The sequence below is a fragment of the Allobosea sp. TAB14 genome, assembly GCF_052113865.1.
Lineage (GTDB): Bacteria > Pseudomonadota > Alphaproteobacteria > Rhizobiales > Beijerinckiaceae > Allobosea > Allobosea spartocytisi.
In genome coordinates this window covers 1-25,905 of record NZ_JBFRDQ010000009.1, presented here as the reverse complement: position 1 = coordinate 25,905, position 25,905 = coordinate 1, and the positions used below count along the sequence as shown (strand labels likewise).

The window sequence follows — 25,905 nt, the reverse complement described above, 5'->3', positions numbered from 1 at the left end:
AGGCTTACCGTGCCGGCTTGTAGAGTTGGTCGAACGTGCCGCCATCGCCGAAATGCGTCGGCTGCGCCTTGGCCCAACCGCCGAAATCCTTGTCGATGGTGACGAGCTCGAGCTTCGGGAACAAGGCGAGGTCCTTGGGGTCGGCCGCCTCGGTGTTGCGTGGACGGTAGTGGTTCTTGGCGATGATCGCCTGAGCCTTCGGCGTATAGAGGAATTCGAGATAGGCCTGCGCGGCCTCGCGGGTCTTCTTGGCGTCGACATTGCCGTCGACCAGGGCGACCGGCGGCTCGGCCAGGATCGACAGGCTCGGCACGACGATGTCGAACTTGTCCTTGCCGAACTCGTCCTGGGCGAGGAAGGCCTCGTTCTCCCAGGCGAGCAGCACGTCGCCGATGCCGCGCTGGGTGAAGGTCGTGGTCGCGCCGCGCGCGCCGGTGTCGAGCACCGGGACATTGCCGAGCAGCTTGGCAATATAGTCGCGGACCTTGGCGTCGTCCTTGTTGAAGGCTTTTTCGGCATAGGCCCAGGCGGCGAGATAGTTCCAGCGCGCGCCGCCCGAGGTCTTCGGATTCGGCGTGATGACCTGGATGCCAGGCTTCACGAGGTCGCCCCAGTCCTTGACCGCCTTGGGATTGCCCTTGCGGACGAGGAACACGATGGTCGAGGTGTAGGGAGAGGAGTTGTCCGGCAGGCGCTTCTGCCAGTCGAGCGGCAGCTTCTTCGAGCGCTCGGCGACGGCGTCGATGTCGCCGGCCAGCGCCAGCGTCACCACATCGGCGTTGAGCCCGTCGATCACGGTGCGCGCCTGCGCGCCCGAGCCGCCATGCGACTGGCGGATAGTCGTGATCTTCTTGTCCGGATGCTTGGCGTTCCAATCCGCCAGAAAGGCGGCGTTGATGTCGCGATAGAGCTCGCGGGTCGGATCGTAGGAGACGTTGAGCAGCTCGATGGACTGGGCGCGGGCTCCCGCGACCACGCCGAAGCAGATCGTGAAGGCTCCCAGAACCAGTCCGGCCCGAAGCAGGCGGCGAAACGCGGGTCGTGTCATGTCAGGGCTCCGTTGCGATCCGGGCGGAGCCCGATTGAGGAAGCTCCGCCCGTTCTGAATAACAAACGAAACGTACTGAAATCTCGATCTTGCCACAATGTGGCCGGGCAGCGGTCCCGTTCCAAAGTTTCGACGCCGGGGAGAACACGCATCTCCCCGCATCGTTACGGGCCAAGGCGAGGATGCTTCTCCTCGCCCGCTCTCAGGCGCGGCGGCGATCCGCCGCCGCCTCGGCCTCGGCCAGGGCCGAGCCAAAGGCACGTCCCAGCAGGACCAGAACCGGCCCGATCGCGGAAAGTTCCGCGAGACGTTCCGGCAGGGTTTCGATCGTCGCCGCGATCCGCAGCTCGTCGGGTCGCGTCGCCGCAAGCACGGCAATGGCCGGCGTCTGTGGATCGAGCCCGGCGGCGAGCGCCTTCTCACGGAAGCCGGGCAGGGTGGCGCGCGCCATGTAGATCACGGTCGAGGCGGCCGGGTCGGCCATGGCGCGCCAGTCGAGATCATCGGGCAATTCGCCTTTGCGCGAATGGCCGGTGACGAATTGCAGCCGCCTTGCATGGTCGCGATGGGTCAGCGAGAGGCCGAGCGAGGCGGCTGCGCCCTGTGCCGCCGAGATGCCGGGCACGATCGCGACCGGGATGCCGGCGGCCTGGCAGGCCTCAATCTCCTCGCCGGCGCGGCCGAAGATGCCGGGGTCGCCACCCTTCAGCCGCACGACATGCTTGCCCTGCGAGGCCAGCGAGACGATCAGCGCGTTGATATCGCCCTGCTTCACCGAGGGGCCGTAGCCGGTCTTGCCGACCAGCATGCGCTTGGCCTCGCGCCGGGCGAATTCCAGCACGCCCGGCGAGACGAGATCGTCATAGAGGATGATATCGGCGCTCTGCAGGGCACGGATCGCCTTGAGCGTCAGCAGTTCCGGATCGCCCGGCCCGGCGCCAACCAGCGTGACCCGGCCCTTGCCGTCGAAGGACGATTCGAGCTGTGCGAGCTTCGCGAAAAGCTCGGCCGCGTCCTGTTGCGTCGGTTCRCGCTCGGGCTCGGCCATCGCCTTGCCGGCGAAGAGCTCCCAGAAGGCACGGCGCAGGGCGAAGGGCAGTTCGCGCGCCTGAACGCTCGGGCGCCAATCGGTCGCGGCCTGCGCCCAGCCCTTCAGCCCGGCCGGCAGCAGCGCCTCGATCTTGGCCCGGATCGCTTGCCCGAAGACCGGCGCGGCCCCGTCGGTCGAGACGGCGACGACGAGCGGCGAGCGGTTGACCAGCGCACCGAAGGCGAARTCGCAGAATTCCGGCTTGTCGACGAYGTTGACCGGGGCGCCGGCAGCGCGTGCGGCCGCGACGAAGGCGCGAATCTCGTCCGTCTCATCGAGATCGGCGACGGCAAGCGCGGCCCCATCGAGATCTTCCGGCGACCAGCGCCGGGCGTGGATATGGATGCGCGCGGCGGGATCCGCGGCGAGTGCCGCGAAAGATGCCGAATCGCCGCCCGCGAAGATATGCAGCTCCGCTCCCGCGGCCGCGAGCAGTTCGGCCTTCCACAGCGCGCCTTCGCTGCTTCCGGCCAGCACGACCTTGCGGCCGGCCAGCTTGTGGAACAGCGGCAGCGTCGCCAGCGGCTCGATGCGCCGTGCGGTCGTCTCGGGGCGTCTTTCGCTCATCGCGTGGTCGCTATCGCCTTCCCATCCGTCGCCATAGGCGCCCCGCCAGCGGGCGGCACCAGCAGCCACAACGCCGCCAGCGCGAGGATGATAAGACGAAAGCATAGATCGAGCCAACGGCTGCGGGCCGTTTGGTCGGGCCGCAGGAGCATTTCGACATCACCAGCCATGCTGTCCTCCTCGATCGCGACCGGCGCGATGCGCCGGCTCGCGCCGGTTTGCCCGCTTGCCGGTGTGGTGATGCTCATGGCGTTGCCGCTGATGTGGCCGCCGCGTCGGTACGCGCCGCGCGCCGCCGATCCAGGATGTTGCGCTCCGGCGTGCCATAGCCGCGCTGATAGGTCCGGCTGAACGAATCCCGGGCGCGCAGCCATTGTTCGACAGGCTGCCGCGCCGCGCTGGCCTCCGGCAACTCGACCGTGTCGAAGCCGCAGGAGAGGGCATAGGCGAACTGGTCGGCGATGAGCGGCCCGCTGGCGCGCAACTCCCCGCCGAAGCCCGCGCGTCGGATCTGGCGGGCCTGGCTGAAGCCGCGCCCATCCGAATAGGCGGGGAAGGCGATAGCGACGAGCGCGAGGCGCGGCAGGAACGGGGCGAGCTCCGCCGTCGGGAGGTTGTTCGGGATCAGGACGCCGATGCTCTGCCCGGGCACCTGCCGTTCGAGCGCCTCGGCGAGGAACTCCCACGGCACGATCGCGGCGGGAATATTGTCGATCGCCGCCCCTTCGCTGCGGGTCCAGCCATCCGCGCGGGCGCCGTTTCGGTCAAGCAGCGGCACGGGTCGTCTCCTGGAAGGCGGCCTTGAAGGGGGCAAGCCCGATCCGGCGGACATTGTCGATGAAGCTCTCGCCCTCCGCCCGCTCGGCGAGATAGACCGCGATAATGCGCTCGATCGCATCCGGCACATCCTCAGCCGCGAGGCCAGGGCCGAGGATCTCGCCGATCGCCGCGTTCTCGGTGGCGTCGCCGCCCAGCGTGATCTGGTAGGATTCGATGCCGCGCTTCTCCAGCCCGAGAATGCCGATATGGCCGACATGGTGATGGCCGCAGGCATTGATGCAGCCGGAGATCTTGATACCGAGCGGCCCGATCTCGCGCTGGCGCGCCTCATTGGCGAAGCGCTGCTGGATCGCCTGCGCGATCGGGATCGAGCGGGCCGTCGCCAAGGCGCAGTAATCGAGGCCGGGGCAGGCGATGATGTCGGTGACGAGGCCGATATTGGCCTCCGCCAGCCCGGCTTCGCCGAGCTTCTGCCAGATCGCGAAGAGATCGCGCTGGCGCACATGCGGCAGGACGAGGTTCTGCGCATGGGTGACGCGCAACTCGTCGAAGGAATAGCGCTGCGCCAGATCGGCGACCACGCGCATCTGCTCGGACGTCGCATCGCCCGGCGCCTGGCCGATCGGCTTCAGCGAGATCGTCAGCGCGGTATAGCCCGGCGCCTTGTGCGGCGCCGTGTTGACATCGACCCAGCGGGCGAAAGCCGGGTTGCTGGCCTTGGCCGCCTCCAGCGTGTTGCTGACGGCCGGGAGCGTCTCATAGGCCGGCGGCGCGAAATAGGCGGCGATGCGCGCGACCTCTTCGGGATCGGCATTGATCGAGGGGCCGTCGAGCTGCGCGAATTCGGCCTCGACGCGGCGGGTGAATTCCTCGGCGCCGATCTCGTGGACGAGGATCTTGACGCGCGCCTTGTACTTGTTGTCGCGCCGGCCCTCGAGATTATAGACCCGCATCACCGCCTCGAGATAGGCGAGCAGGTCCTTCTTGGGCAGGTAGTCACGCACGACCTTGCCGATCATCGGCGTGCGGCCAAGCCCGCCGCCGACGCTGACCTCGTAGCAGACCTCATGCGTGTCCGGGTGCCGGCGCAGGCGCAGGCCGATATCGTGCGCCTTGATCACCGCCCGGTCGGCTTCGGCGCCTGTCACCGCGATCTTGAATTTGCGCGGCAGGTAGCTGAATTCGGGATGGGCCGAGGACCATTGCCGGATCAACTCCGCCGTCGGGCGCGGATCCTCGATCTCGTCCTGCGCGACGCCGGCGAAATGATCGGCCGTGACGTTGCGGATGCAGTTGCCGGAGGTCTGGATGCAGTGCATCTCGACATCGGCGAGCAGGCCGAGGATCTCCGGGATCTCGCGCAGCTTTGGCCAGTTGAATTGCAGGTTCTGGCGCGTGGTGAAATGGCCGTAGCCGCGATCGTACTTCTCGCCGATCAGCGCGAGCTGACGAAGCTGCCTGGAATTCAGCGTGCCATAGGGAACGGCGATCCGCAGCATATAGGCGTGGAGCTGGAGATAGACGCCGTTCTTGAGCCGCAGCGGCTTGAACTSGTCCTCGGTCAGCGAACCGTCCAGCCGGCGCGAGACCTGATCGGCGAACTGCGCGACCCGCTCGCGGACGAAGCGCTCGTCGAATTCATCGTAACGATACATCGATCAACCCTTCGGCGCGGACGCGATACCCTCGCCGGCCTGCTTGCCGAGATCGGGACGGTTGCTGGGGCCGAGCGTCTTGAAACGCTCGCGGAAATGGCGTGGAACCGGCCGGCCGGCCTCGATCGCGACATCGACGAGATAGGCGTCGACGACGGTGTTGCCGCGCAGCTCGGCCGCGGCGAAGGCTTCGAGCCCATCGGCCGCGGCATCGTCGTTCGCGACCAGTGCCTGCGCCGGATCGCGCGTCCAGACGAGGGTGCCAGCCGCGTCGGCCGTCGCGAAAACGACATCGCCGTCGAGCAGATCGTTGGCCAGCAGGATCGCCGGCAGCGGAACGCGTTTGGCTGCCGCAGCCATCAGGCGAACTCCGCGCCGCTGGCTTCAGCCGGTCGATGATCGAGGGTCAGGCTCGCCAAGGCTTGCGTCCGATACGTTCGTTTTTCCGAACGCTTAAAATAAAGCAGCCKTCGACACGCTTCAATTCACGTCAGATAGCGTGATTTTCTCTATTACCATCCATTTGGAGTAATTTTATCCTGCGGCCGTCTCGGCGCCTCGCTTGCAAGAGCGGCGAGACCCGGATGTGGAATGGCCGAAGATGACACGCAACGTTCTGAAATCGAACACTGAGCCGATGCGCGCAGGCGCTTCCGGCGGCTTTTTCGTGTCATGGCCGAGCGCGGCCGACATTCTCGATCGCAATGGCGGCGAGGGACCCGGCTTCAATGCTCTGCGCCTGATCCTGTCGCTGACCATTCTCGCCGTCCATTCCGGCTGGGTCGCCGGCGCCGATACCGGCAAAGACTGGACCGGCTGGCATGGCCTCTTCCTGCTCAGTCTCGTCCCGGCGTTCTTCGCCCTGAGCGGCTTCCTCGTCACCGGCAGTGCGTTGCGTACTGGCGCGGTGCGCCCCTTCATCACCCTGCGCGCCATCCGCATCGTCCCGGCGCTCTTCGTCGAGATCGCCCTCTCGGCGCTGGTGCTCGGGCCGCTGCTGACGACATGGGCGCTGCGCGACTACGTCAACGACATCCGGTTCTGGGAGTATTTCGGCAATGTCGTCGGCCGCATCCGCTTCGAGCTGCCCGGCGTCTTCGAGAGCAATCCCGTGGCGAACACGGTCAACCAGAACCTCTGGACGCTGAAGCCCGAATTCTACTGCTACATCGTGATGGCCTTGATGATCGCCGCCGGCCTGCTGCGCCGACGCGTCCTCTTCGCGGCGCTCACGATCGGCATCATCATCGCAGCGACAGCCTGGGCCTATCTGCGCGGATTCGGCGTCACCGAGGGCAATTACCACTGGACCGTCGTGGTGTTCTATTTCCTGGTCGGCTGCCTCTATTTCCAATGGCGCGACCGGCTGAAGATCCATTGGAGCCTGTTCGCCGCGGCGCTCGCAGCCTCGATCGCCCTGATGTCGGCGCCGCGCGAGCTCTCCTTTCTGGTGCCGCCCTTCCTGACCTATTGCGTCGTCTATATCGGGCTCTTGCCGCTCAAGCTGCCGCAGCGCATCCGCAAGCTCGACGTCTCCTATGGCATCTATCTTTATGGCTTCCCGATCCAGCAGGCGCTGGTCAGTCAGCTCGATGTCGTTCACGGCAGCGGGCTCGTGCTGTTCGCGGTTTCCGCGCCGCTCGTGGTGCTGTTCGCGCTGTTCTCCTGGCTCTGGATCGAAAAGCCTTTCCTGGCGGTGAAGCCCTATGTGCTCGGCCAGAAGTCCTGGCGCCGCCAGCCCCGCCCGGTCGTGCTGCCGGCCGGGTGACGGCCGGCCTCAGACCGTCCTCACCCGCATCCGCCGCAGCAATTCGAGCCCCATCACCGCCGTGGCGAAGAGGGTCCAGAGCGGGTCCGAGCGGTTGAGCAGGAAGGCTTCGAGCATCCCGACATAGGTCATGAAGATGACCATCATGACGAAGAGATCGGCGAGCCTGGCCCTGTCCGGCGTTCGGGCGGCGGCGAGATAGCTCCCCAGCGGGCGGATCATCAGCAGCCAGATCATGACGACGGCGCCGGGGACGCCGAACATCAGCATCGCGTCGAGATAGCTGTTATGGCCCGAGCCGATGCCGCGCACGTCCCAGCTCGCCTCGAAATTCTCCTCCAGCCCGGTGACGACCGGGGTCTGCCAGAAGCTGGCATAGCCGTAGCCGAGCCAGGGCTTCTCGGCGATGCGGGCGAGGGCGAATTTCCAGATCTCGTCGCGGCCGGTATAGGTCGGGTCCGAGATCAGCGCCGCGCCGAGCTTGTAGAGCTGCGGTGACATCACCGTGCCGACGGTGAGGCAGGCGATCACGGCGACGAGCAGGATGTGCAGGGCGACGGCCAATCCCGGACGCCCGCTGAAGCGCCCGAGGACAACGAGCCCGATCGCCATCGGCAGGAAGCCGAGCGTCGTCTTCGAGCCGCTGTTGAGCACGAAGACCACGCACAGCGCCACGATGATCGCGCCGCGCCATTTCAGCCCGCTGCGCCAGCAATAGATCCCGATCATCGCCATCATCGAGAAGACCGGCGCGGCGAAGTTCTTGTGCGAGAGATGCCCGCGCCAGTCGCCGGCATGGACGCCCTCGACGCCCTCGGCGCTGTGCACGGCGAGATGGGGCGCGACGAGCAGCACGCCATAGACGATGGCGAGCACGGCGAGGCAGGCATTGGCCGCCGCGAGCGCGAAGCCCGGCTCGTCCTCCGGCAGCACCAGCACGCCCGCCACCAGGATCATCGCGATCGCGCCGAGGAGGAGGCCGCGCAGCGCCGCCGCCTGGTCGAGCGCCTGGACGGTCGAGAGCGCCGCGATGGCGAAGACCGTGAGCCAGGTCCCGAGCCCGAGCCGCGCCAGCACCGGCCGCGGCTTCAGCCGGAGCATGGCCGCGAGATAGAGCCCGCCCAGCACGAGATAACCGATCTGGTTGACGATATTGCCGCTGCTGGGCGCGCCGATCTGCGACGGGTCCGGCGGCGGCGCGAAGGGCTGCAGCGTCAGGATCAGGATGAACAGCGCGAGACCGGAGAGGAAGGTCGCCAGCCGGCGCAGGCGCAGGGCCTCCTGAGCGCGCCCGGATGCGCTCCCGGCCGGGCCATCGGCGGCCTGCGTGATGCTCCCTGTCTGGCTCATGACGTCGCGGCGGTCCGTGTGCCCTGCGGCCCGCAAGGGCCTCCACGCGCCATCCTATGACAGAGGCTCGTTAAGAGCCCGTCATTCCCCGCTCATGACGCCGACCGCCCCGTCCCGGCGGTCAGGTCTCCCGCCGCCGGCGTCATGCGCGGCCCCGGAGGAGCCCGCGACGACGAGGCTGCGGCGGCCCGGATCGACGGCGGGCCCGGGAACCCCGCGGTCATCCCGGGCTTGACCCGGGATCCATGCCGGACCCCATCGGAGCAAGGCTCAGGCCCGGATCGCGGATCTCCGCGGAGTTTTCAAATCCTTGGGCCGATCGAGGATTGGATCCGAAGGCTCCGTCCGGGACGACCCGCGTTTCCAAGAACATGCGGCGAGCGTCTACCCGCCGTAGCGCCTGCGCTCCGCCGCGATACGGGCCTCGGCCTGCGCGATCGCCTCGTCGGGGTCGAGCCCATTGGCGCGGTTCTGCATCGCATAGGCGAACGACCTGCGGGTATCGTCCGGCATGGCCTGCAAGACGGCGTGGAAGCAGGCGCCGCGCGCATCCTGGCAGGCGCGCATCCGCTTGCAGTTTCTGTTCGGGCAGACGCGAAAGATTTCGAGCTGGTCGGTCAGCCGGCGAAACAGGGCGTGCCGCGCCCTCTGGCAGCTCTCGAAATCGGTGATCGGCGGGATGGCGGCTGGGGTGTTCTGGCGTTTCGGCATGGCGGGGCTCCGATCGGGTGAGGCAGGCGGGATCGTCCGCCCGCGCGGATGCGCGGCGGGGTCGCAAGGGTGGCTAGGCAGGGCTGGCGGAGCGCCGCGAGGCGCAAGGGAATCCGCAACCGTTGAGCCAGGCTGCGGCGCGGCGGGATTGAGCCACCCGTCGCACGCCCCGTGGCGCTCCGCCTTCAGCGACTTTTGGCTCCGGGCCGCGCTTATCGGGCAAAGGCAGTTCGGGATGGGCCGGTTTCGGCGCCAGTTTCCCTCAGCGGGTCGTCGCGCCGTCGCCATGCCTGTCTGTCACCGGCCGAGCCTTCCAGCGAGCTCCTCGCACAGGGACCGTAATATCCCCAGGGCGGTGCCCCGAAGCCTCCCGGGAGCAGGGCGTAACCCCCGCCCGCAGGCGCCGACCCTCACCCAACCTCCAGCATACCTCCGGACGGCCGCCCCGTTTGGGTGATGGGCGAGGGCAGGATAGGGCGGGTGAGAAGGGGCGGGGATAAGTTGGCGCAATAGCTTCTGAGAGTGCGCCGTTGCATAAAATTATTAAGAGCCGACATCATTCGCCGGGTGATAACTTTGTTTCGGGCTGTGGCGTCCGCTTGTTTGGAGGAAGGTCGAACCGAAGCCGTCCGCCCTTTCGTTCAGCCATCGCGATCTTATTGAGGTCTGGCATTCTGACGGGAATCCGTTCCATCAGCTCGTACGCCAGCTTCCCGAAGAGACACCCTGGCCGTGTCGCTACGGCTTGGAGAAGCCCTTGCGTCGCTGCCTCGATGTTGGCGGGGCACCCGACGCCGGCTCGCTGAGCAGCGAAATCGACGATCATGTCGTCCGAGAACAACGATGATTGACCGCTCTCGGAGGTCTGTATCGCGTGTCGTGTACGAACCGCGTCATTTTCGACGCCGCGTTGGACATCCCGGAAGACTTCGAGCCCGTGTCCGCTTTTGGTACCAAGGATCAGACGCATCTTAATGCGGTTCTCACGCGGCTTCTGAATGACCATGTCAGGCAGAAATGTCGCGGCGCCCGCTCTGCGCATGTTCACTTTCAGAAGGCTGAGGATTTTCTCCTCGTTGGAACCACCAGTCATGGCCTCAAAGGCTGGACGCCAGTGGGGATCGGCAAGGAAGCGCCCAACGGATGCGGCAACGCCATCCCACCCGGCGTGCCGATTGACGTGTTCCGCCATGAAATTAAAGAGCACCTCTCCTCGGAGGTCCTTGAGGAAGGCGAAGATTGATCCAGAGTCGACGTCCCAGCCGGTGGGGTCGACGAATGTGAAGGTGAAGCTATCCTTGATGTCGAGGCACGATGACTTGATGGCCTCAAGATTGTTTTCGAAGGCGCCTGAGAAGACCTTGATATCGAACTCGTTCTTAGTTGACGCGAAGGCTTGAAGCTTCGCGAAAGAATCAGGGTTCTTTTCACAGAATCTGAAACGAACTTTCAGTCCAGAGAAGCCCATATTCACCAGTATCTTTCGCACCTTTTCCAAGGACGCGATCGCAAGGCCGAATGACGTGTCCGACATCGTTTCGGAATCTGTATTCTTCCAAGGCCCAGAAAAGGCGTCGACGTAATTGAATACTGGCGACCTACCGAGGAAAAGTTTGTACGCCGCATTCTCAAGGTATTTTACCAGAAATAGATGTTTAATATAGGATTGCTCTCGAAATGCGTAGTTCTCGATTTTTGGCAGCATCAGGCATGCTCATGGCCCAAGGAATCAAGAATTAATTTAGGCACAATCTGCCATGGAAAGCCATTCCACTCCTCCCCGTCGAGAAGCCGTCCACCGGACTTTGGTCTAGCGCCGCCCCACTGCTTGAAGAAGAAAGCGACGGCATCGCGATCACAGATGTCACGGAGGCGGCGAGCCCAGTCTGGATGCATCGGTCGCGCTCCGGGACCACTCTCCCCGCCGACGATTGCCCATGCCACTCCGGCAAGGTTGACGTCTTCGATGGGGCCTAGCAACGGCTCGAACGAGATAAACCGAGCCTCAGTATTGATCGCCTTCAGGTGTCCGATCCGGCTAACATGAGCTGCGTCTTCCACCGAGACTCCGAGCCATATGTGTCTCGGTACTGGTCGCCCATTGTAGCGAGCGCGGACGTACTTCTGCATGAGAGAGCTGCGCTTCGTCAGGACTTGATAGACGTGCCAGTCGGCCTTCTCCATAGTGTCGAACACACGGTCGATGAAGCTACGGTCGATCTCTTTATGGAAGAGGTCGCTCATCGAATTCACGAAGATCATGCGCGGTCGCCGCCAGAGAGCGGGTTGCTCCAGTCGAGACGGCCAAAGCGTCAGATCAAAACCCTGCGTGTAAGGATGGTTCGGCGTTCCACGCCAGCGCTCGGCAAACCGCTCCGCGTAGCAGTTGTCGCAGCCCGGACCAATCTTGGTGCATCCCGTGATGGGATTCCAAGTTGCATCGGTCCATTCAATCTCTGATTTTTGCGCCACGGCGTCACCTTCACGAAGCGTCCTGGCTACTCCATTTCGTTACAAGAACAAAACAGGAACATCAAGCCCAATTTGGAACGTGTGGCGCATCTTAGGCTTCGACCGCTAATAAGGCATTAACCATAGTGCCGCGTCTGCGGGCGCGATCTCTTATCCGGCAGCGCAGCGCTTCCCGCGCCTTCAGACGCCATCTTGAATGTCATCGTCAGGCGACATGATCATTTTTGAACTCTCATGATCAGGCGCATGACGAACGGCTTCTGCCGGATCAAGTGACAGCGTCAGAATGAAGCTACTCCGCCGCCTGCCGCTGCACCTTGCCCTTCTTGATCGGCCGGCGCTCCAGCACTTCCTTCAGGAAGCGCGCGGTGTGGCCTTTGCCGATGCGGACGATGTCCTCCGGCGTGCCTTCGGCCACCACCTGGCCGCCGCCGTCGCCGCCTTCGGGGCCCATGTCGATCACCCAGTCGGCGGTCTTCACCACCTCGAGATTGTGCTCGATCACCACCACCGAATTGCCCTGGTCGACCAGCTCGTGCAGCACCTCCATGAGCTTGGCGACGTCGTGGAAATGCAGGCCGGTCGTCGGCTCGTCGAGGATGTAGAGCGTGCGGCCGGTGGCGCGCTTCGACAGTTCCTTGGAGAGCTTGACGCGCTGCGCCTCGCCGCCCGAGAGCGTCGTCGCCTGCTGGCCGACCTTGACATAGTCGAGGCCGACGCGCGCCAGCGTCTCCATCTTGTCGCGGATCGAGGGCACCGCCTTGAACAGGCCCTTCGCCTCCTCGACCGACATGTCGAGCACGTCGGCGATCGACTTGTCGCGGTATTTCACCTCGAGCGTCTCGCGGTCGTAGCGCTTGCCCTTGCAGACGTCGCAGGTGACGTAGACATCCGGCAGGAAGTGCATCTCGATCTTGATGACGCCGTCGCCCTGGCAGGCCTCGCAGCGGCCGCCCTTGACGTTGAACGAGAAGCGCCCGGCCTGATAGCCGCGCGCCTTCGCCTCCGGCAGGCCGGCGAACCATTCGCGGATCGGCGTGAAGGCGCCGGTATAGGTCGCCGGGTTCGAGCGCGGCGTGCGGCCGATCGGCGACTGGTCGATGTCGATGACCTTGTCGAGATGCTCGATGCCCTCGATGCGGTCATGCGGGGCCGGGTGGTCGATCGCGCCGTTCAGCTTGCGCGCCACCGCTTTGTAGAGCGTGTCGATCACCAGCGTCGACTTGCCGCCGCCGGAGACGCCGGTGATGCAGGTGAACATACCCAGCGGAATCTCGACATCGACATTGCGCAGGTTGTTGCCGCGCGCGCCGACGATCTTGAGGCTGCGGCCCTTGGTGGCCTTGCGGCGCTTGGCCGGCACCGCGACCGACATCTCGCCGGTGAGGTATTTGCCGGTAAGCGAATTGGGATCGTCGAGAATGTCCTGCGGCGTGCCCTTGGCGACGATCTCGCCGCCATGGATGCCGGCGCCGGGGCCGACATCGACGACATAGTCGGCGGTGAGGATCGCGTCCTCGTCATGCTCGACCACGATCACCGTGTTGCCGAGGTCGCGCAGCCGGCGAAGGGTTCCGAGCAGGCGCTCGTTGTCACGCTGGTGCAGGCCGATCGAGGGCTCGTCCAGCACATAGAGCACGCCGGTGAGGCCCGAGCCGATCTGGCTGGCGAGGCGGATGCGCYGGCTCTCACCGCCCGAGAGCGTGCCGGAGGCGCGGGCGAGCGTCAGGTATTCCAGGCCCACGTCGAGCAGGAAGGTCAGCCGGTCGCGGATTTCCTTGAGGATGCGCGGGGCGATCTCGTTCTGCTTCTTCGAGAGCCGGGCAGGGAGGTTCGTGACCCAGTCCAGCGCGTCCTTGACCGAGAGCTTCGAGACCTCGCCGATATGGCGCATGTCGATCTTCACCGCCAGCGCCTCGGGCTTCAGGCGATAGCCGTTGCAGGCGGCGCAGGGCGTCTCGGACATGAAGCGGCCGATCTCCTCGCGCGCCCAGTCCGACTCCGTCTCCTTCCAGCGCCGCTCCATATTGGTGATGACGCCCTCGAAGGGCTTCTTCACCTCGTAGGAGCGCAGGCCGTCGTTATAGGCCATGCGGACGGCTTCCGTGCCCGTGCCGAACAGGATCGCCTTCTGCGCGCTCTCCGGCAGCTCCGACCAGGGCTTGGTCATCGAGAAGCCGAAATGCCGGGCGAGTGCTTCCAGCGTCTGGCCGTAATAGGGCGAGGTCGACTTGGCCCAGGGCGCGATCGCACCCTTCTTCAGCGTGAGCGAATGGTCCGGCACGATCATGTCCGGGTCGATGCGCATCTCGTGGCCGAGGCCGTCGCAGACCGGGCAGGCGCCGAACGGGTTGTTGAACGAGAACAGCCGGGGCTCGATCTCGGGAATGGTGAAGCCGGAGACCGGGCAGGCGAATTTCGAGGAGAAGGTGACGCGCCTGGCCTCGCCGTTCTCCTCCTTCTCGTCAGCATATTCGAAGACCGCGATGCCGTCGGTCAGCTCCAGCGCCTGCTCCAGCGAATCCGCGAGGCGCGCGCCGAGATCGGGCCGGATCACGATGCGGTCCACGACCACGTCGATGTCGTGCTTGAACTTCTTGTCGAGGGCAGGGGCGTCCGGGATCTCGTAGAACTCGCCATTGACCTTGACGCGCTGGAAGCCGCGCTTCAGCCACTCGGCCATCTCCTTGCGGAACTCGCCCTTGCGGCCGCGCACGACGGGCGCGAGCAGATAGCCGCGCGTCTTCTCCGGCAATTCGACCATGCGGTCGACCATCTGCTGGACGGTCTGGCTYTCGATCGGCAGGCCGGTCGCCGGCGARTAGGGMATGCCGGCRCGCGCCCAGAGCAGGCGCATGTAGTCGTGGATCTCGGTGACGGTGCCGACCGTCGAGCGCGGGTTCTTCGAAGTCGTCTTCTGCTCGATCGAGATCGCCGGGGAGAGCCCGTCGATCTGGTCGACATCGGGCTTCTGCATCATCTCGAGGAACTGGCGGGCATAGGCCGAGAGCGACTCGACATAGCGGCGCTGSCCCTCGGCRTAGATCGTRTCGAAGGCGAGCGAGGAYTTGCCCGAGCCKGARAGGCCGGTGAASACCACGAGCTTGTCTCTGGGAATGGCGAGGTCGACATTCTTCAGATTGTGCTCGCGCGCCCCGCGCACGGTGATGGCGCGGCTGTTCGGATCGGCCGCGCGGTTGCGGTCGAACATGTCTTCCAGCGCAGCAGCCTGGGCAGCGGCGGTTTCGGTCTTGCGGGCCATCGGGGCGTCCGTCTCGGAGAAGGCCTAGAGATAGGGCAATTGTCGCGCCATACCAGCCCGGTCCTCCGGGCAGCGGGAATGTTTAGCATGCGGGACGGCCCGGACGGGAGGAAGCCAAGAGCGATGCTGACAGGGGATGGCAGGAACGCAGCTCTTCGGCCACGACCTTCACAAGCCCTCATCCCTGAATGCCTGGCCGGAAATGTGAGCCCTCATCCTGAGGAGCCGCGTCATCGGCGTCTCGAAGGATGCTCCAGTTATCTCAGGCGCCTCCTGGAACATCCTTTGAGACGGCCTTTCAGGCCTCCTCAGGATGAGGGCTGAGGGTAAAGCGCGGCCAGCAGCACCTCAGTGCCGAAGTCCCGGCGCCTCCTGTCCGGTCCGCGCGACATATTCGGTGTAGCCGCCGCCATAGGCGTGGACGCCCTCCGGCGTCAGTTCCAGCACGCGGTTCGACAGGGCCGCGAGGAAATGCCGGTCGTGGCTGACGAACAGCATCGTGCCCTCGAAGGCCGCGAGCGCCTCGATCAGCATCTCCTTGGTGGCGATGTCGAGATGGTTGGTGGGCTCGTCCAGCACGAGGAAATTCGGCGGGTCGTAGAGCATCAGCGCCATGACGAGGCGCGCCTTCTCGCCGCCGGAGAGCACGCGGCAGCGCTTCTCGACATCGTCGCCSGARAAGCCGAARCAGCCGGCGAGCGCGCGTAGCGAACCTTGATTGGCCTGCGGGAAGGCATCCTCCAGCGTCTCGAACACGGTGCGCTCGCCGTCGAGCAGCTCCATCGAATGCTGGGCGAAATAGCCGAGCTTGACCCCGGCGCCGAGGGTGACGATCCCGCTATCCGGCTCGGAGGTGCCGGTGACGAGCTTCAGCAGCGTCGACTTGCCGGCGCCGTTGACACCCATGACGCACCAACGCTCGCGCCGGCGGATCTGGAAGTCGAAGCCGTCATAGATGACCTTCTCGCCATAGCGCTTGGCGACGCCCTTCAGGCCCGCGACATCGTCGCCGGAGCGCGGCGCCGGCTGGAACTCGAACTTCACGGTCTGGCGGCGCTTCGGCGGCTCGACGCGCTCGATCTTGTCGAGCTTCTTCACCCGGCTCTGCACCTGCGCGGCATGGGAGGCGCGGGCCTTGAAGCGCTCGATGAAGGCAATCTCCTTGGCCAGCATCGCCTGCTGGCGCTCGAACTGCGCCTGCTGCTGCTTCTCCGAGAGCGCGCGCTGCTGCTGATAGAATTCGTAATCGCCAGAATAGGTGGTGAGCGAACCGCCGTCGATCTCGACGATCTTGCCGACGATGCGGTTCATGAAGGAGCGGTCATGCGAGGTCATGAGGAGCGCGCCCTCATAGCCCTTGAGGAACTCCTCCAGCCAGATCAGGCTCTCGATGTCGAGATGGTTCGACGGCTCGTCGAGCAGCATGGCGTCCGGAGCCATCAGCAGGATGCGGGCGAGCGCGACGCGCATCTTCCAGCCGCCGGAGAGCGCGCCGACATCGCCCTCGACCATCGCCGGGCTGAAGCCGAGGCCGTCGAGGACCTCGCGGGCGCGGCCATCGAGCGCATAGCCGTCGAGCTCCTCGAAGCGGCCCTGCACCTCGCCATAACGCAGGACGATTTCCTCCATCTCGTCGGCGCGGTCCGGATCGGCCATGGCGGCTTCCAGCGCCGCAAGCTCGGCCGCGACGCTCGAAACCGGGCCGGCACCGTCCATCACGGCCGAGACGACGCTCATCCCGGCCATCTCGCCGACATCCTGGCTGAAATAGCCGATGGTGAYGCCGCGATCGAYCGASACCTGGCCCTCRTCGGGCRSYTCCTSKCCGGTGATCAKGCGGAACAGCGTGGTCTTGCCGGCGCCGTTGGGGCCGACAAGSCCGAYCTTCTCGCCCTTCTGCAAGGCCGCGGAGGCCTCGATGAAGACGATCTGCTTGCCGTTCTGCTTGCTGATGTTTTCGAGCCGGATCATGGGGTACTGCGAGCTGCTGTAATTGTTCGACCGGGATGAATTTGCCGGTCATTTCGGGACAGGCTCCAGGCTCGAACCTGAGGCCTATGAATGGAAGGCTTGCCGCGTCATGGTCGGGCTTGTCCCGACCATCCACGTCTTCTCTGGTCAAGTGTCGCGTTCAAGACGTGGATGCTCGCCACAAGGGCGAGCATGACGGCCGTGGAAGGGCGTGGGAGCGTTCGGCGGGTGTCGGTCGCCTCAGGCCGCTTCCGCGAGGCTCGCCACCGCCGCCGCGACGCCGCCGGAGCCGTGCGGGATGTCCTTGACCTGCAGCGCCATCTCGACGGCGCCGAGCGTGCCCAGCAGGCTGGCTGCGTTGAAATGGCCCATATGGGCGATACGGAAGGCCTTGCCGCTATAGTCGCCGATGCCGAGCCCGAGCGAGACGCCGCAGATGTCGCGGGTGAAATCGGTGATCTCGGCGACGTCAAAGCCGGGCGTCAGGATCGTCGTCACCGAGGGCGCGCGCTCCTGCGGCTCGGCAACGCCGAAGCCCAGCGCCTGGCCGCTGGCCCAGGTTTCGACCGCCGCATGCGTCGCCTTCGCCAGCGCGGCATGGCGACGCCAGATCGCCTCCAGCCCTTCCTCGAAGATCATGTCGAGCGCGGCGCGCTGGCCGAAGAGCAGATGCTCCGGCGCGGTGCCGCAATGCTTCATATAGGCCAGCGTGTTCATGCGGCCGCTCCAGTCCCAGTAGCCGCTGCGCATGTCGGCGCGGGCATGGGCCGCCAGCGCCTTTTCATTGGCCGCGACGAAGGCCAGGCCGGGCGAGGACATCAGCCCCTTCTGCGAGGCGGAGACGGCGACGTCGATCCGCCAGGCGTCCATCTCGAATTCCATGCAGCCGACCGAGGCGACGCCATCGACCATGAACAGGGCAGGGTGCCCGGCGGCATCGATCGCCCGGCGGATCGCCGGGATGTCGTTGACGACGCCGGCGGCGGTGTCGATCTGCACCACCATCACCGCCTTGATCGCGTGGGCCGTATCGGCGCGCAGCCGGGCCTCGACGGTGGCGGGATCGACCGCGCGACGCCAGCTTCCCGCCAGCATCTCGACATCGGCGCCCATGAACCGCGCCATCTCGCCCCAGCCGGTCGCGAAGCGCCCGCTCTCCAGCACCAGCACCTTGTCGCCGCGCGACAGCACATTGGTGAAGGCTGCCTCCCAGCCGCCATGGCCGTTGGCGGCATAGACGAAGGTCTCGCCGCCGGTGCGGAAGATGCGCTTGAGATCGGCCAGCACCGAATCCGTCAGCCTGACGATGCTGGCCGAGCTCAGTTCCTCGGCCGGGCGCATCATCGCCTGCAGCACGCGGTCGGGGATATTGGTCGGGCCGGGCATAGCGAGCAGCGGCCGGCCATTGGCCAGGGTCATCGGAGATCCTCGGGCTGGGAAAAGCGGACTTCCGCAGCCAATCCGACATATCGGCGTCGCGCGCAAGCGGCTGCGCGGCATTGCGCGCCCTCCCGCGGCGCATGATGCGGGGCGCACGGCTTTCGCGGTCGGGCCTTGCATCCGGCGCGGGAAAGCGCTCACAAGGCGGCACCGGAGTCGCGGCGACGCGGCGCCGATCATGCTTACGGAGCAACCATGACCGATCTCGTTCTCGCTCGCCCGTTCAGCCCGCTGCGCCTGGAAAGCCGCTCGCTCGCCTGGCGGACGGCCGCCGTGCTCGTCGGCACGCTGCTGCTGGCGCTCTCCTCGCAGATCAAGGTGCCGATGGTGCCGGTGCCGATGACGATGCAGACCTTCGCCGTCACGCTGATCGGCGCGCTCTATGGCTGGCGCCTCGGCGCCGTCACGGTGATCGCCTGGCTGCTCGAAGGCGTGGCGGGCCTGCCGGTCTTCGCGGGCGCGCTCGGCGGTGCCGCCTATGTCGCCGGTCCGACCGGCGGCTATCTGCTGGCCTTCCCCTTCGCCGCGGCTTTGACGGGCTTCCTCGCCCAGCGCGGCTGGAACGGCCGCCGGATCGGCCTCGCGACGTTCTCCATGCTCGCCGGCAACGCGCTCTGCCTCGTGCTGGGCACAGCCTGGCTCGCGACCTTCATCGGCGTGGAGAAGGCCATCGCGGTCGGCGCGGCGCCCTTCCTGCTCGGTGCGATCCTGAAATCCGCCCTGGCGGCCGCGACGCTGAAGGCTTTCGCGCCGCGCGGCTGAGCGAGCGCTTCGTTCAACAAGAACTGCGCCGTTATTCCGGGCCTGCCCCGGAATGACGGCTTCCTCCGGTCCTGACAGGCGCTGACAGGACCGGAACTGGCTTCGTCCGCCATCCTGCGCGATGCTGACGGCACGGAGCCGGGTCCCCGTTCGCCCTGTGGTGGAACTTTTTGCGGACTTCCGCGCTTCGTGGACATGACCGATCGTCAGGTGCACGATCGGGGTCACAGCCAGCGGGGGAATGCGATGATGAAAGCCCTATTGCGAGGCGCAGCCCTGATGCTCGGCCTCGGCCTGGCCGCTCCCGTCCTCGCCTGCGAGCTCGACCGGCCGCTGAAGATCGCCGGGCTCGACTACGACTCCGCTGCCTTCCACACCGCCGTCGCCAGCGCCATCGCGGAGAAGGGCTTCGGCTGCAAGGTCGAGCGCGTGCCGGGCGCCATCGCGCCGCTGGTCAACGGCATGGGGCGCGGCGATGTCGATATCGTCATGGAGATCTGGCTGGCGAACCCGGTCGAGGCCTGGGTGAAGGAGGCCGCGGCCGGCAAGGTCGAGCCGCTGGGCACGACCTTCCCCGATGCGAGCGAGGGCTGGTTCGTGCCGCGCTATCTGGTCTCCGGTCCGGATGCGAAGGCCCCCGAGCTGAAATCGGTCCAGGATCTCAAGCGCTACAAGGATCTCTTCGCCGACCCCGACGAGCCCGGCAAGGGCCGCTTCTACAACTGCGTCGCCGGCTGGGTCTGCGAGGGTATCAACACCAAGAAGCTCGCGGCCTACGGGCTGGCGCAGGATTTCACCAACACGCGCGGCGGCTCGGGCGAGGCGCTGGTCGCGGCGATCGAGGCTTCGCTGAAGCGCAAGCGGCCGGTGGTGTTCTATTACTGGGGGCCGAGCTGGCTGCTCGGCGCCTATGATCTCGTCAAGCTTCAGGAGCCGCCCTTCGATCCCAAGATCTGGGAGGAGCTCAAGACGAGCGACGCGCCGAAGCAGGCGACGGCCTATCCGACGAGCCGGGTCGTCATCGGCGCCAATATCGATCTGGCGAAGAAGGCGCCGCAGCTCGCGAGCTTCCTGAAGAACTACACCACCACCAGCGACCTGACTTCGAAGATGCTGGCCGAGGCGCGCGAGAAGGGCGTGACGCCGGAGCAGCAGGCGCTCGTCTTCCTCAAGACGAAAGCCGATGTCTGGAAGGCGTGGCTGCCGGCCGATATCGCCGCCAAGGTCGCATCCGGCCTGTGATTCCGGACTGGCTGCCGGAATTCGGCAAGGCGCTGCAAAGGCTGGTCAACCGTGCGGTTGATGCCGTYGTCACCGGCTATGGCGACGATCTCGACGGTTTCAGCGCGCTGCTGACGGCCCCGGTGCGCGGTGTCGAGACGGCTCTCCTTCACGTCCCGGTGCCGGTCTTCGTCTTGGCCATCGCGGTCGGCGCCTGGCTCGCGGGGCGCAAGCTCGGCTTCGCGCTGGCGATGGCGCTTCTGCCGCTGGTCCTCGCCGGTCTGGGCGTCTGGAACGAGGCGATGCAGTCGCTCGCGCTCGTCGTCGTCGCCGTGTTGCTGGTCGCCATTCTCGGCCTGCCGCTCGGCATCGCCGCCGCGCGGCTGCCGCGGCTGGGGCGGGCGCTCGCGCCGCTCTACGACCTGATGCAGACCATCCCGAGCTTCGTCTACCTGATCCCGGTGGCGATGGTGCTGGGGCTGGGACGGGCGCCGGCGCTGGTCGCGACGCTGATCTATGCCCTGCCGCCCTTCGCGCGGCTGACCGAGCTCGGCCTGCGCGGCATCGACGCCGGGCTGGTGCAGGCGGCCCGCGCGCTCGGCCTCGGCCCGCGCCAGACGCTCTGGCTCGTCGAATTGCCATTGGCTCGGCCGACCATCCTGCAGGGGCTCAACCAGGCGATCATGATGGCGCTCGCCATGGTCGTGGTCGCCTCGATGATCGGCGCGAAGGGGCTGGGCGAGATCGTCCTTCTCGGCCTGCAGCGCGCCGATCCCGGCCTCGGCTTCGTCGGCGGCATGGCGATCGTCGTGCTCGCCATCCTGCTCGACCGGATGGCGCAGGCGGTTCTGGGCGCGCGGCGTCCGCTTGCGTGACCGAGCCTGGCCGGCCGCTGCGGGAACTTCGGCGGAGCGGCGAATCAGCCGGGGAAAACCTCGCTTGAGGCCCTTGAACAAAACAGGAACATCATTGATATTGGGTGAACAGGCCGATAGGGTTCGGCTCCGGTCGATCGGCCGGATGTGATTGGAGCTCCCGACGAGACCCGGAAGGCCTCGACGGGCGCTTGGTGCGCAGGAAATGGAGCCTGTCATGGCTGGTAGCGTCAACAAGGTCATTCTGGTCGGCAATCTCGGGCGCGACCCGGAGGTGCGTCGCCTCGGCAGCGGCGAGCCTGTCGTCAATCTGCGGATCGCCACCTCGGAAACCTGGCGCGACAAGCAGTCCGGCGAGCGCAAGGAGCGCACCGAGTGGCATTCGGTCGTGATCTTCAACGAGAATCTGGCGAAGATCGCCGAGCAGTACCTGAAGAAGGGCTCGAAGATCTACATCGAGGGCCAGCTCCAGACCCGCAAATGGCAGGACCAGTCCGGCGTCGAGAAATACACCACCGAGATCGTGCTGCAGCGTTTCCGCGGCGAGCTCACCATCCTCGACAGCCGCCAGGGCGGCTCGGAGGAGTATAGCGAAGGCGGCAGCGGTGGCGGCTATGGGGAAGAGCGCTCCGGTGGCGGCGGCTCCTTCGGTCGCTCCAGCGCGATGGGCGGCAGCGGCGGCGGCTCGCGCCAGCCGGCCATGTCGAGCGGCGGCGGTGGCGGCGGACGTTCCTCGTCGAGCCATCTCGACGACGATATCCCGTTCTAAACTGCGGTACTTGCAGGCCTGCTAGCTGTCCTCGTAACGAGTTGGTCCGGTTGATGAAATCGGGCCAATTTGTTGAGGGGAATGCAGCCCGCCCCTTGTTGCGCTATGCGGATCTTTGGTTTCGTCAACCAAGGGCTCCTAAGGGGCTGATGTATAAATAAGGACGTTGCACTTTATCGGGTCATGCGGAGCCGGCTTCCGTCCGGCGAGCGCGTCCCGCGCATCGTTGACGGCGCCGGCATCGTCGCGTTCGATCCGACGATCGACGCGGTTCATGTCCTGCGTGTCTTGAGGGCTCTGCCGGCACCATGGAAGCCCATTTTCGCACGATTTGGTCCTGACCCCGGCAATGGCTCCCGGCATCGCGTTCGCGTGGTTTGAGGATCACTGGGCTCCCCCGCAATGTGCGGGGTCGTGACCATAATGTGCAGTTTCCGGGGCATTTTTGCAGCGTGCGGAACCGCCGGCGATCCGGGAGGTTTGCGATCTCAACTGGGGGCAACCAGGAGATCGATCGATGAGAAAGATCATTCTTGCTGCTGCGGTCGCGCTGGCTCCTTTGACGGCGCTCGCGCAGAACCCTGAAGGGGCTCGCGGCGGTGCCGCGGCCGGCGCCGCGGCTGGTGCGGTCGGCGGGGCTGTTGTTGGCGGTCCGGTCGGTGCCGTGGTCGGTGGAGTCGGCGGCGCCGTGGTCGGTGGCATCACGGGCGACGCCACGCCCCGCTTCAAGACTTACGTGACCGAACACGAAGTGCCTTCATACACCTACCGCGAGGATGTGCGGGTCGGGGCTGTTCTGCCCGAGCGCGGCGTGACCTACCGAGAGGTTCCGCCCGAATATGGGGCCGCCAAAGGCTATCGATACACGATCGTGAATGACCGTACCGTCATCGTTGAGCCGAGAACGCGGAAAATTATCCAAGTGATCGAATAGCGAGCGATGGCGATGGCCCGGTCTCATCCTTGAGACCGGGCTTTATTGTTTCAGGCGACATCGTGGCAGTGACGAGCCTGTTCCTCGACATACCGCCGCCTCGTCTCGGCCGTGTTGGGAAGACCTTCCCTTTCGAGCCAAGCGACGAACTCATGCGGTCGAATGGTGACGATCTCGAGCGCTCGCCCACGGGCCAGCCACGCATTCATCACAGCGACGGCCTGGCGATGCCACGCCTCATAATCGGTCGGCATCTCGTCCCGATCTTGAGCGAGCTTCAACAGCGCGGCGAAGTCCTCCGGCTCGTACCAGGGGAGGGCGACCGTATAGGCATCTACCGTAGGTTTCATGGCGACACCGGCCTCCCTGAATCATGGGGAAGATGAGAAGGGGACACCACAACCAGAGTGTCCCGATGACGTTGGGAAATGTCAACCGCATCCGACTGCCGAGCGCGGCCTTCGTGCCTCTGTGCATGCATCACCGGTCCGTGATGTTCGTGGGCGTCACAACGAGACATAAGAGCCGCAGGTCGGGCTGCGATATCGCACGCAGATATCAGGGTACCTTCATCAGGCCGCGAGCTGGCCCAAGGCCCGCTCGATGCGAGAGCAACGCGCCGAGGCGCGCACTTTCGCGTAGCTGCGCTGCAGGCGGCCGCTCGCATAGGCGTCAATGACGATGGCGTGGACATAGCTTTTCCGCACGACGGCTGGCGTGTTGACGAGCCGCTCCGAAATTATGCGCATGATGTCGGCGATCTGCCGCTTGCGGCCCATCTCGCTGACGGCCTCTTCACCGGCGAGGAGCAGCTCGGCAGCAGCCGCATTGGCCGCGAGCATCCTCAGATCCTTGCTGCTGATCCGCTGCCCGCTAGCCCTCCTGAGATATGCGTTGATCTCGTCGGCGCTGATCGGCGCGACGCTGCCGTCTTCGCGCAGATATTGCAGCAGGCGCGCGCCTGGGAGGGCGGATATCCGCCCGATGGCCCGCGCGAGAGCTGGAGCCTCGACGGTGCAGGCGATATCCTTGCTGCTCTTGCCGCGGAAGTGCAGCGTAATTCGTGGGCCGGTGATGTCGACATGTCGCTTCAGCAAGGTCGACGCGCCACGGCTTCCATTGGCCTTGGCATAGGCCTCGTTGCCCACACGGATATGGCAGCGGTCCATGATGGCGGCGGCGCAGGCCAATGCCTTGTCATGGCCAAGCTGTCGTGAGCGCAAATCCTTGGCGATCCGGGCTCGCAGCTTGGGGAGCGCCGAGATCAGGCACGCCAGCCGCTTGAGCTTGCGACGCTCTCGCACCTTCTCCCAGTCCGGATGGTAGCGATGCTGGATGCGCCCCGCCTCGTCACGCCCGATCGCCTGAAGATGCGCTGCCGGATCGTCCGCGATGCGGACATCCTCGTAAGCGGGGGGAATGGCGAGAGAACGGATGCGAGCCAGGATCTCTTCATCCGTGATCCTGTTGTCGTTCGSATCTCGATAGCTGAAGAAGCGGCCGCGCCGTACGCGGCGGATGACAAGTTCGTCCGAGGAGACCCGCCGCAGGCGTTTCACGGCGGGGCGTTGCTTGGCATGTCGGGAAGCGGCCATGGGCGCGGACTCACGGATTGTCGCGAGACAATGCCCGGGGGCTGGAGATGGTTCCGAATGGGAGCCGTCTCGCTCTGCGATAGCATCGGCTCGCCTCACGCCGGGCGCGACATCACCAGCCGCAGCGAGCCGTCGAAGCTCGGCTGGCCGCGCAGGGCGCCGTAACGGGCATCCCAGGCGCCGGTTTCGAGGTCGCGACGCAGCCGCTCCACCGAGGCCGCGTTTTCCGCTGGATCGACGAAGCTCCAGGCCGAGCAGGCCGAGCGCGCGCCCTCGTCGAGGAAGCATTCCGGCCGCCCGTAATAGGCTTCGTTGAAGCCGTCGCGGCAGGCGAGGGGGATCGCGACCGGCACGATCTCGACCTGGCCGCCGAGCACCGCGCCGATATGGTCGAGCGCGGGATAGCGCCTCGCCTCGGTCGCCAGCACCTTCGGCGCGTAGTCGGCGAGCCAGAAGGCTTCGACCAGCGCGGGGTCGCAGGACAGGATGACGACCGGCCCGCGCGTCACCCGGCGCATTTCGCGCAGGCCCGCATCGAGATCCTGCCATTGATGCACCGTGAAGGTCGCCATGGCCGCGTCGAAGGACCGGTCGGGGAAGGGCAAGGCCTCCGCCGTGGCGTCGATGGCAACGGCGATCTCGGCCGGGCGCTGCGCCCGCATCGAGGCGGAAGGCTCGACGGCGGTGACGTCGCGGCCGCGCGGTTCATAGGAGCCCGCTCCGGCGCCGACATTGAGGATGGTTCCGGCCGGGCCGAGCGCAGCCTCGATCTGCGCCGCGATGGCGGGCTCGGGCCGGCGATAGGAGGCGTAGCCGCGTCCGATCCGGCCGTAATCGGCATCGCCGGCACTGCCATCGGCATGGCGCGCCGCAGCGGTCGCGTTCATATCCATCTCGTCACCTCAATCACCGGAGCCGGAACGCCAGAGCGGCAGCACATGGTCGCGCGTCAATGGCGCCAATGTGACAGTCGCCGCGACGCCCGGCATCAGCCAGGCGATCTCGGCGATTTCCGCCGCCGGCCGCGGTGTCTCGTCGGAAACGAGCCGGAAGATCTCGGCCTCCACCGTGAAGCCAGGCTCATTGGCCGCAGGCGCCGCGAAGCTGCCGAGAAAGCTCAGCGCTTCGCGGCGCTCCGTCAGCCCCAATTCCTCCTGCAACTCGCGCAGCAGCGCGGCTCCCGGCTCCTCCCGCGGCTCGATCTTGCCCCCCGGCTGCATGAAGCTTTCCGTGCCGCGCTTGCGGACCAGCAGGAGGCGATTCCGGCTGTCGGTCAGCAATGCGGCGGCGATGCGGATGGGGTGGCTGGGGTGGGGCATCGCGAGCGGTGAACTCTCGGTTGCGGCCAGGCGGGGCGAGGGCGGTTCGCTTGCCGCGCATGGCGAAGCCCGGCCGATGGTGCTATAGCATCGCGCGAAAAGTGGACGCCACTTTTCGGGACAATCCGATGCGATAACAAATGCATAGATCGCCGCTGCCGCATCCGCGGGACGCGTGGCGATCCGGGAATCGCGAAAATTCCGGAGGCGCAGGGTCATGTTCGAGGCGCGCGACATCGAGACCGAAGACAAGGCCACGTTCTACCGCGAACTGGCCCAGCAGCTCGAAGCCCTGCTGCATGGCGAACCCGATCCG

23 protein-coding genes are annotated in these 25,905 nt (G+C 66.0%); 6 read left to right on the top strand and 17 right to left on the bottom strand.

The window, feature by feature from the left end; all coding sequences use genetic code 11:
• Positions 1-4: 4 nt before the first annotated feature.
• The 6 genes from AB4Y99_RS02565 to AB4Y99_RS02540 all read right to left on the bottom strand — a co-directional run bounded on the left by AB4Y99_RS02565 (position 5) and on the right by AB4Y99_RS02540 (position 5,500).
• The gene (locus tag AB4Y99_RS02565; RefSeq protein ID WP_441522250.1) at positions 5-1,048 is read right to left on the bottom strand and encodes a sulfate ABC transporter substrate-binding protein; all 1,044 of its coding nucleotides are present in this window, start codon (positions 1,046-1,048) and stop codon (positions 5-7) included.
• Between the two features lie 202 nt (positions 1,049-1,250).
• A complete protein-coding gene (gene cysG / locus AB4Y99_RS02560) occupies positions 1,251-2,705 on the bottom strand; it encodes a siroheme synthase CysG (RefSeq protein WP_441522249.1) in 1,455 nt (484 codons plus the stop codon).
• The gene (locus tag AB4Y99_RS02555; protein ID WP_441522248.1) at positions 2,702-2,953 is read right to left on the bottom strand and encodes a hypothetical protein; all 252 of its coding nucleotides are present in this window, start codon (positions 2,951-2,953) and stop codon (positions 2,702-2,704) included. The genes cysG and AB4Y99_RS02555 overlap by 4 nt, the downstream gene beginning before the upstream one ends.
• Positions 2,950-3,483: a DUF934 domain-containing protein gene (locus AB4Y99_RS02550; RefSeq protein WP_441522247.1), complete on the bottom strand. Its 534-nt coding sequence runs from the start codon at positions 3,481-3,483 to the stop codon at positions 2,950-2,952. Before AB4Y99_RS02550 ends, AB4Y99_RS02555 begins: the two co-directional genes overlap by 4 nt.
• Positions 3,470-5,140: a nitrite/sulfite reductase gene (locus AB4Y99_RS02545; RefSeq protein ID WP_441522246.1), complete on the bottom strand. Its 1,671-nt coding sequence runs from the start codon at positions 5,138-5,140 to the stop codon at positions 3,470-3,472. The genes AB4Y99_RS02550 and AB4Y99_RS02545 overlap by 14 nt, the downstream gene beginning before the upstream one ends.
• A gap of 3 nt (positions 5,141-5,143) precedes the next feature.
• On the bottom strand, positions 5,144-5,500 hold the full coding sequence (locus tag AB4Y99_RS02540) for a DUF2849 domain-containing protein (RefSeq protein ID WP_441522245.1): 357 nt from the start codon (positions 5,498-5,500) through the stop codon (positions 5,144-5,146).
• Positions 5,501-5,807: 307 nt separating this feature from the next.
• On the opposite strand from AB4Y99_RS02540, the gene AB4Y99_RS02535 reads away from it, so the two are divergent.
• Positions 5,808-6,908: an acyltransferase family protein gene (locus AB4Y99_RS02535; protein ID WP_441522244.1), complete on the top strand. Its 1,101-nt coding sequence runs from the start codon at positions 5,808-5,810 to the stop codon at positions 6,906-6,908.
• A 9-nt stretch (positions 6,909-6,917) separates the two neighbouring features.
• Here the strand turns inward: AB4Y99_RS02535 and AB4Y99_RS02530 are convergent, their stop codons facing one another.
• From AB4Y99_RS02530 to AB4Y99_RS02500, 7 genes are all read right to left on the bottom strand, one after another.
• Positions 6,918-8,258 carry an O-antigen ligase family protein gene (locus AB4Y99_RS02530; RefSeq protein WP_441522243.1) on the bottom strand — a complete coding sequence of 447 codons (1,341 nt, stop codon included), beginning with the start codon at positions 8,256-8,258 and terminating at the stop codon, positions 6,918-6,920.
• 384 nt (positions 8,259-8,642) lie between these two features.
• Positions 8,643-8,969, bottom strand: coding sequence for a hypothetical protein (locus tag AB4Y99_RS02525; RefSeq protein ID WP_441522242.1), 327 nt, complete (start codon positions 8,967-8,969; stop codon positions 8,643-8,645).
• A gap of 556 nt (positions 8,970-9,525) precedes the next feature.
• Complete coding sequence (tcmP, locus tag AB4Y99_RS02520; protein ID WP_441522241.1) at positions 9,526-10,674, bottom strand: three-Cys-motif partner protein TcmP; 1,149 nt, start codon at positions 10,672-10,674, stop codon at positions 9,526-9,528.
• Positions 10,674-11,441, bottom strand: coding sequence for a DUF5131 family protein (locus AB4Y99_RS02515; protein ID WP_441522240.1), 768 nt, complete (start codon positions 11,439-11,441; stop codon positions 10,674-10,676). Before AB4Y99_RS02515 ends, tcmP begins: the two co-directional genes overlap by 1 nt.
• 292 nt (positions 11,442-11,733) lie before the next feature.
• On the bottom strand, positions 11,734-14,652 hold the full coding sequence (gene uvrA, locus AB4Y99_RS02510; protein ID WP_441522261.1) for an excinuclease ABC subunit UvrA: 2,919 nt from the start codon (positions 14,650-14,652) through the stop codon (positions 11,734-11,736).
• A gap of 399 nt (positions 14,653-15,051) precedes the next feature.
• Entirely contained in the window at positions 15,052-16,674 is a 1,623-nt protein-coding gene (locus AB4Y99_RS02505) for an ABC-F family ATP-binding cassette domain-containing protein (protein ID WP_441522239.1), read from the bottom strand.
• A 240-nt stretch (positions 16,675-16,914) separates the two neighbouring features.
• A complete protein-coding gene (locus AB4Y99_RS02500) occupies positions 16,915-18,093 on the bottom strand; it encodes a pyridoxal-phosphate-dependent aminotransferase family protein (RefSeq protein WP_038367477.1) in 1,179 nt (392 codons plus the stop codon).
• 216 nt (positions 18,094-18,309) lie between these two features.
• Here AB4Y99_RS02500 and AB4Y99_RS02495 point away from each other — a divergent pair, with 216 nt between their 5' ends.
• The 5 genes from AB4Y99_RS02495 (at position 18,310) to AB4Y99_RS02475 (ending at position 22,675) form a co-directional block, all read left to right on the top strand.
• Positions 18,310-18,876 (top strand): biotin transporter BioY, encoded by a 567-nt coding sequence (locus AB4Y99_RS02495; RefSeq protein ID WP_441522238.1) that lies wholly within the window; start codon positions 18,310-18,312, stop codon positions 18,874-18,876.
• Between the two features lie 246 nt (positions 18,877-19,122).
• Positions 19,123-20,118: an ABC transporter substrate-binding protein gene (locus tag AB4Y99_RS02490; protein WP_210323676.1), complete on the top strand. Its 996-nt coding sequence runs from the start codon at positions 19,123-19,125 to the stop codon at positions 20,116-20,118.
• Positions 20,115-20,972: an ABC transporter permease gene (locus tag AB4Y99_RS02485; protein WP_441522237.1), complete on the top strand. Its 858-nt coding sequence runs from the start codon at positions 20,115-20,117 to the stop codon at positions 20,970-20,972. Before AB4Y99_RS02490 ends, AB4Y99_RS02485 begins: the two co-directional genes overlap by 4 nt.
• A 217-nt stretch (positions 20,973-21,189) precedes the next feature.
• The gene (gene ssb, locus AB4Y99_RS02480) at positions 21,190-21,741 is read left to right on the top strand and encodes a single-stranded DNA-binding protein (RefSeq protein WP_038367469.1); all 552 of its coding nucleotides are present in this window, start codon (positions 21,190-21,192) and stop codon (positions 21,739-21,741) included.
• Between the two features lie 517 nt (positions 21,742-22,258).
• Positions 22,259-22,675, top strand: coding sequence for a DUF1236 domain-containing protein (locus tag AB4Y99_RS02475; RefSeq protein ID WP_133564209.1), 417 nt, complete (start codon positions 22,259-22,261; stop codon positions 22,673-22,675).
• 50 nt (positions 22,676-22,725) lie between these two features.
• Here the strand turns inward: AB4Y99_RS02475 and AB4Y99_RS02470 are convergent, their stop codons facing one another.
• The 4 genes from AB4Y99_RS02470 to AB4Y99_RS02455 all read right to left on the bottom strand — a co-directional run bounded on the left by AB4Y99_RS02470 (position 22,726) and on the right by AB4Y99_RS02455 (position 25,589).
• Positions 22,726-23,025 carry a hypothetical protein gene (locus AB4Y99_RS02470; protein WP_441522236.1) on the bottom strand — a complete coding sequence of 100 codons (300 nt, stop codon included), beginning with the start codon at positions 23,023-23,025 and terminating at the stop codon, positions 22,726-22,728.
• Positions 23,026-23,247: 222 nt separating this feature from the next.
• On the bottom strand, positions 23,248-24,270 hold the full coding sequence (locus AB4Y99_RS02465; RefSeq protein WP_441522235.1) for a DNA topoisomerase IB: 1,023 nt from the start codon (positions 24,268-24,270) through the stop codon (positions 23,248-23,250).
• 95 nt (positions 24,271-24,365) lie between these two features.
• Positions 24,366-25,157 (bottom strand): class I SAM-dependent methyltransferase, encoded by a 792-nt coding sequence (locus AB4Y99_RS02460; protein WP_441522234.1) that lies wholly within the window; start codon positions 25,155-25,157, stop codon positions 24,366-24,368.
• A 15-nt stretch (positions 25,158-25,172) separates the two neighbouring features.
• Entirely contained in the window at positions 25,173-25,589 is a 417-nt protein-coding gene (locus AB4Y99_RS02455) for an NUDIX hydrolase (RefSeq protein WP_441522233.1), read from the bottom strand.
• Between the last annotated feature and the right edge of the window lie 316 nt (positions 25,590-25,905).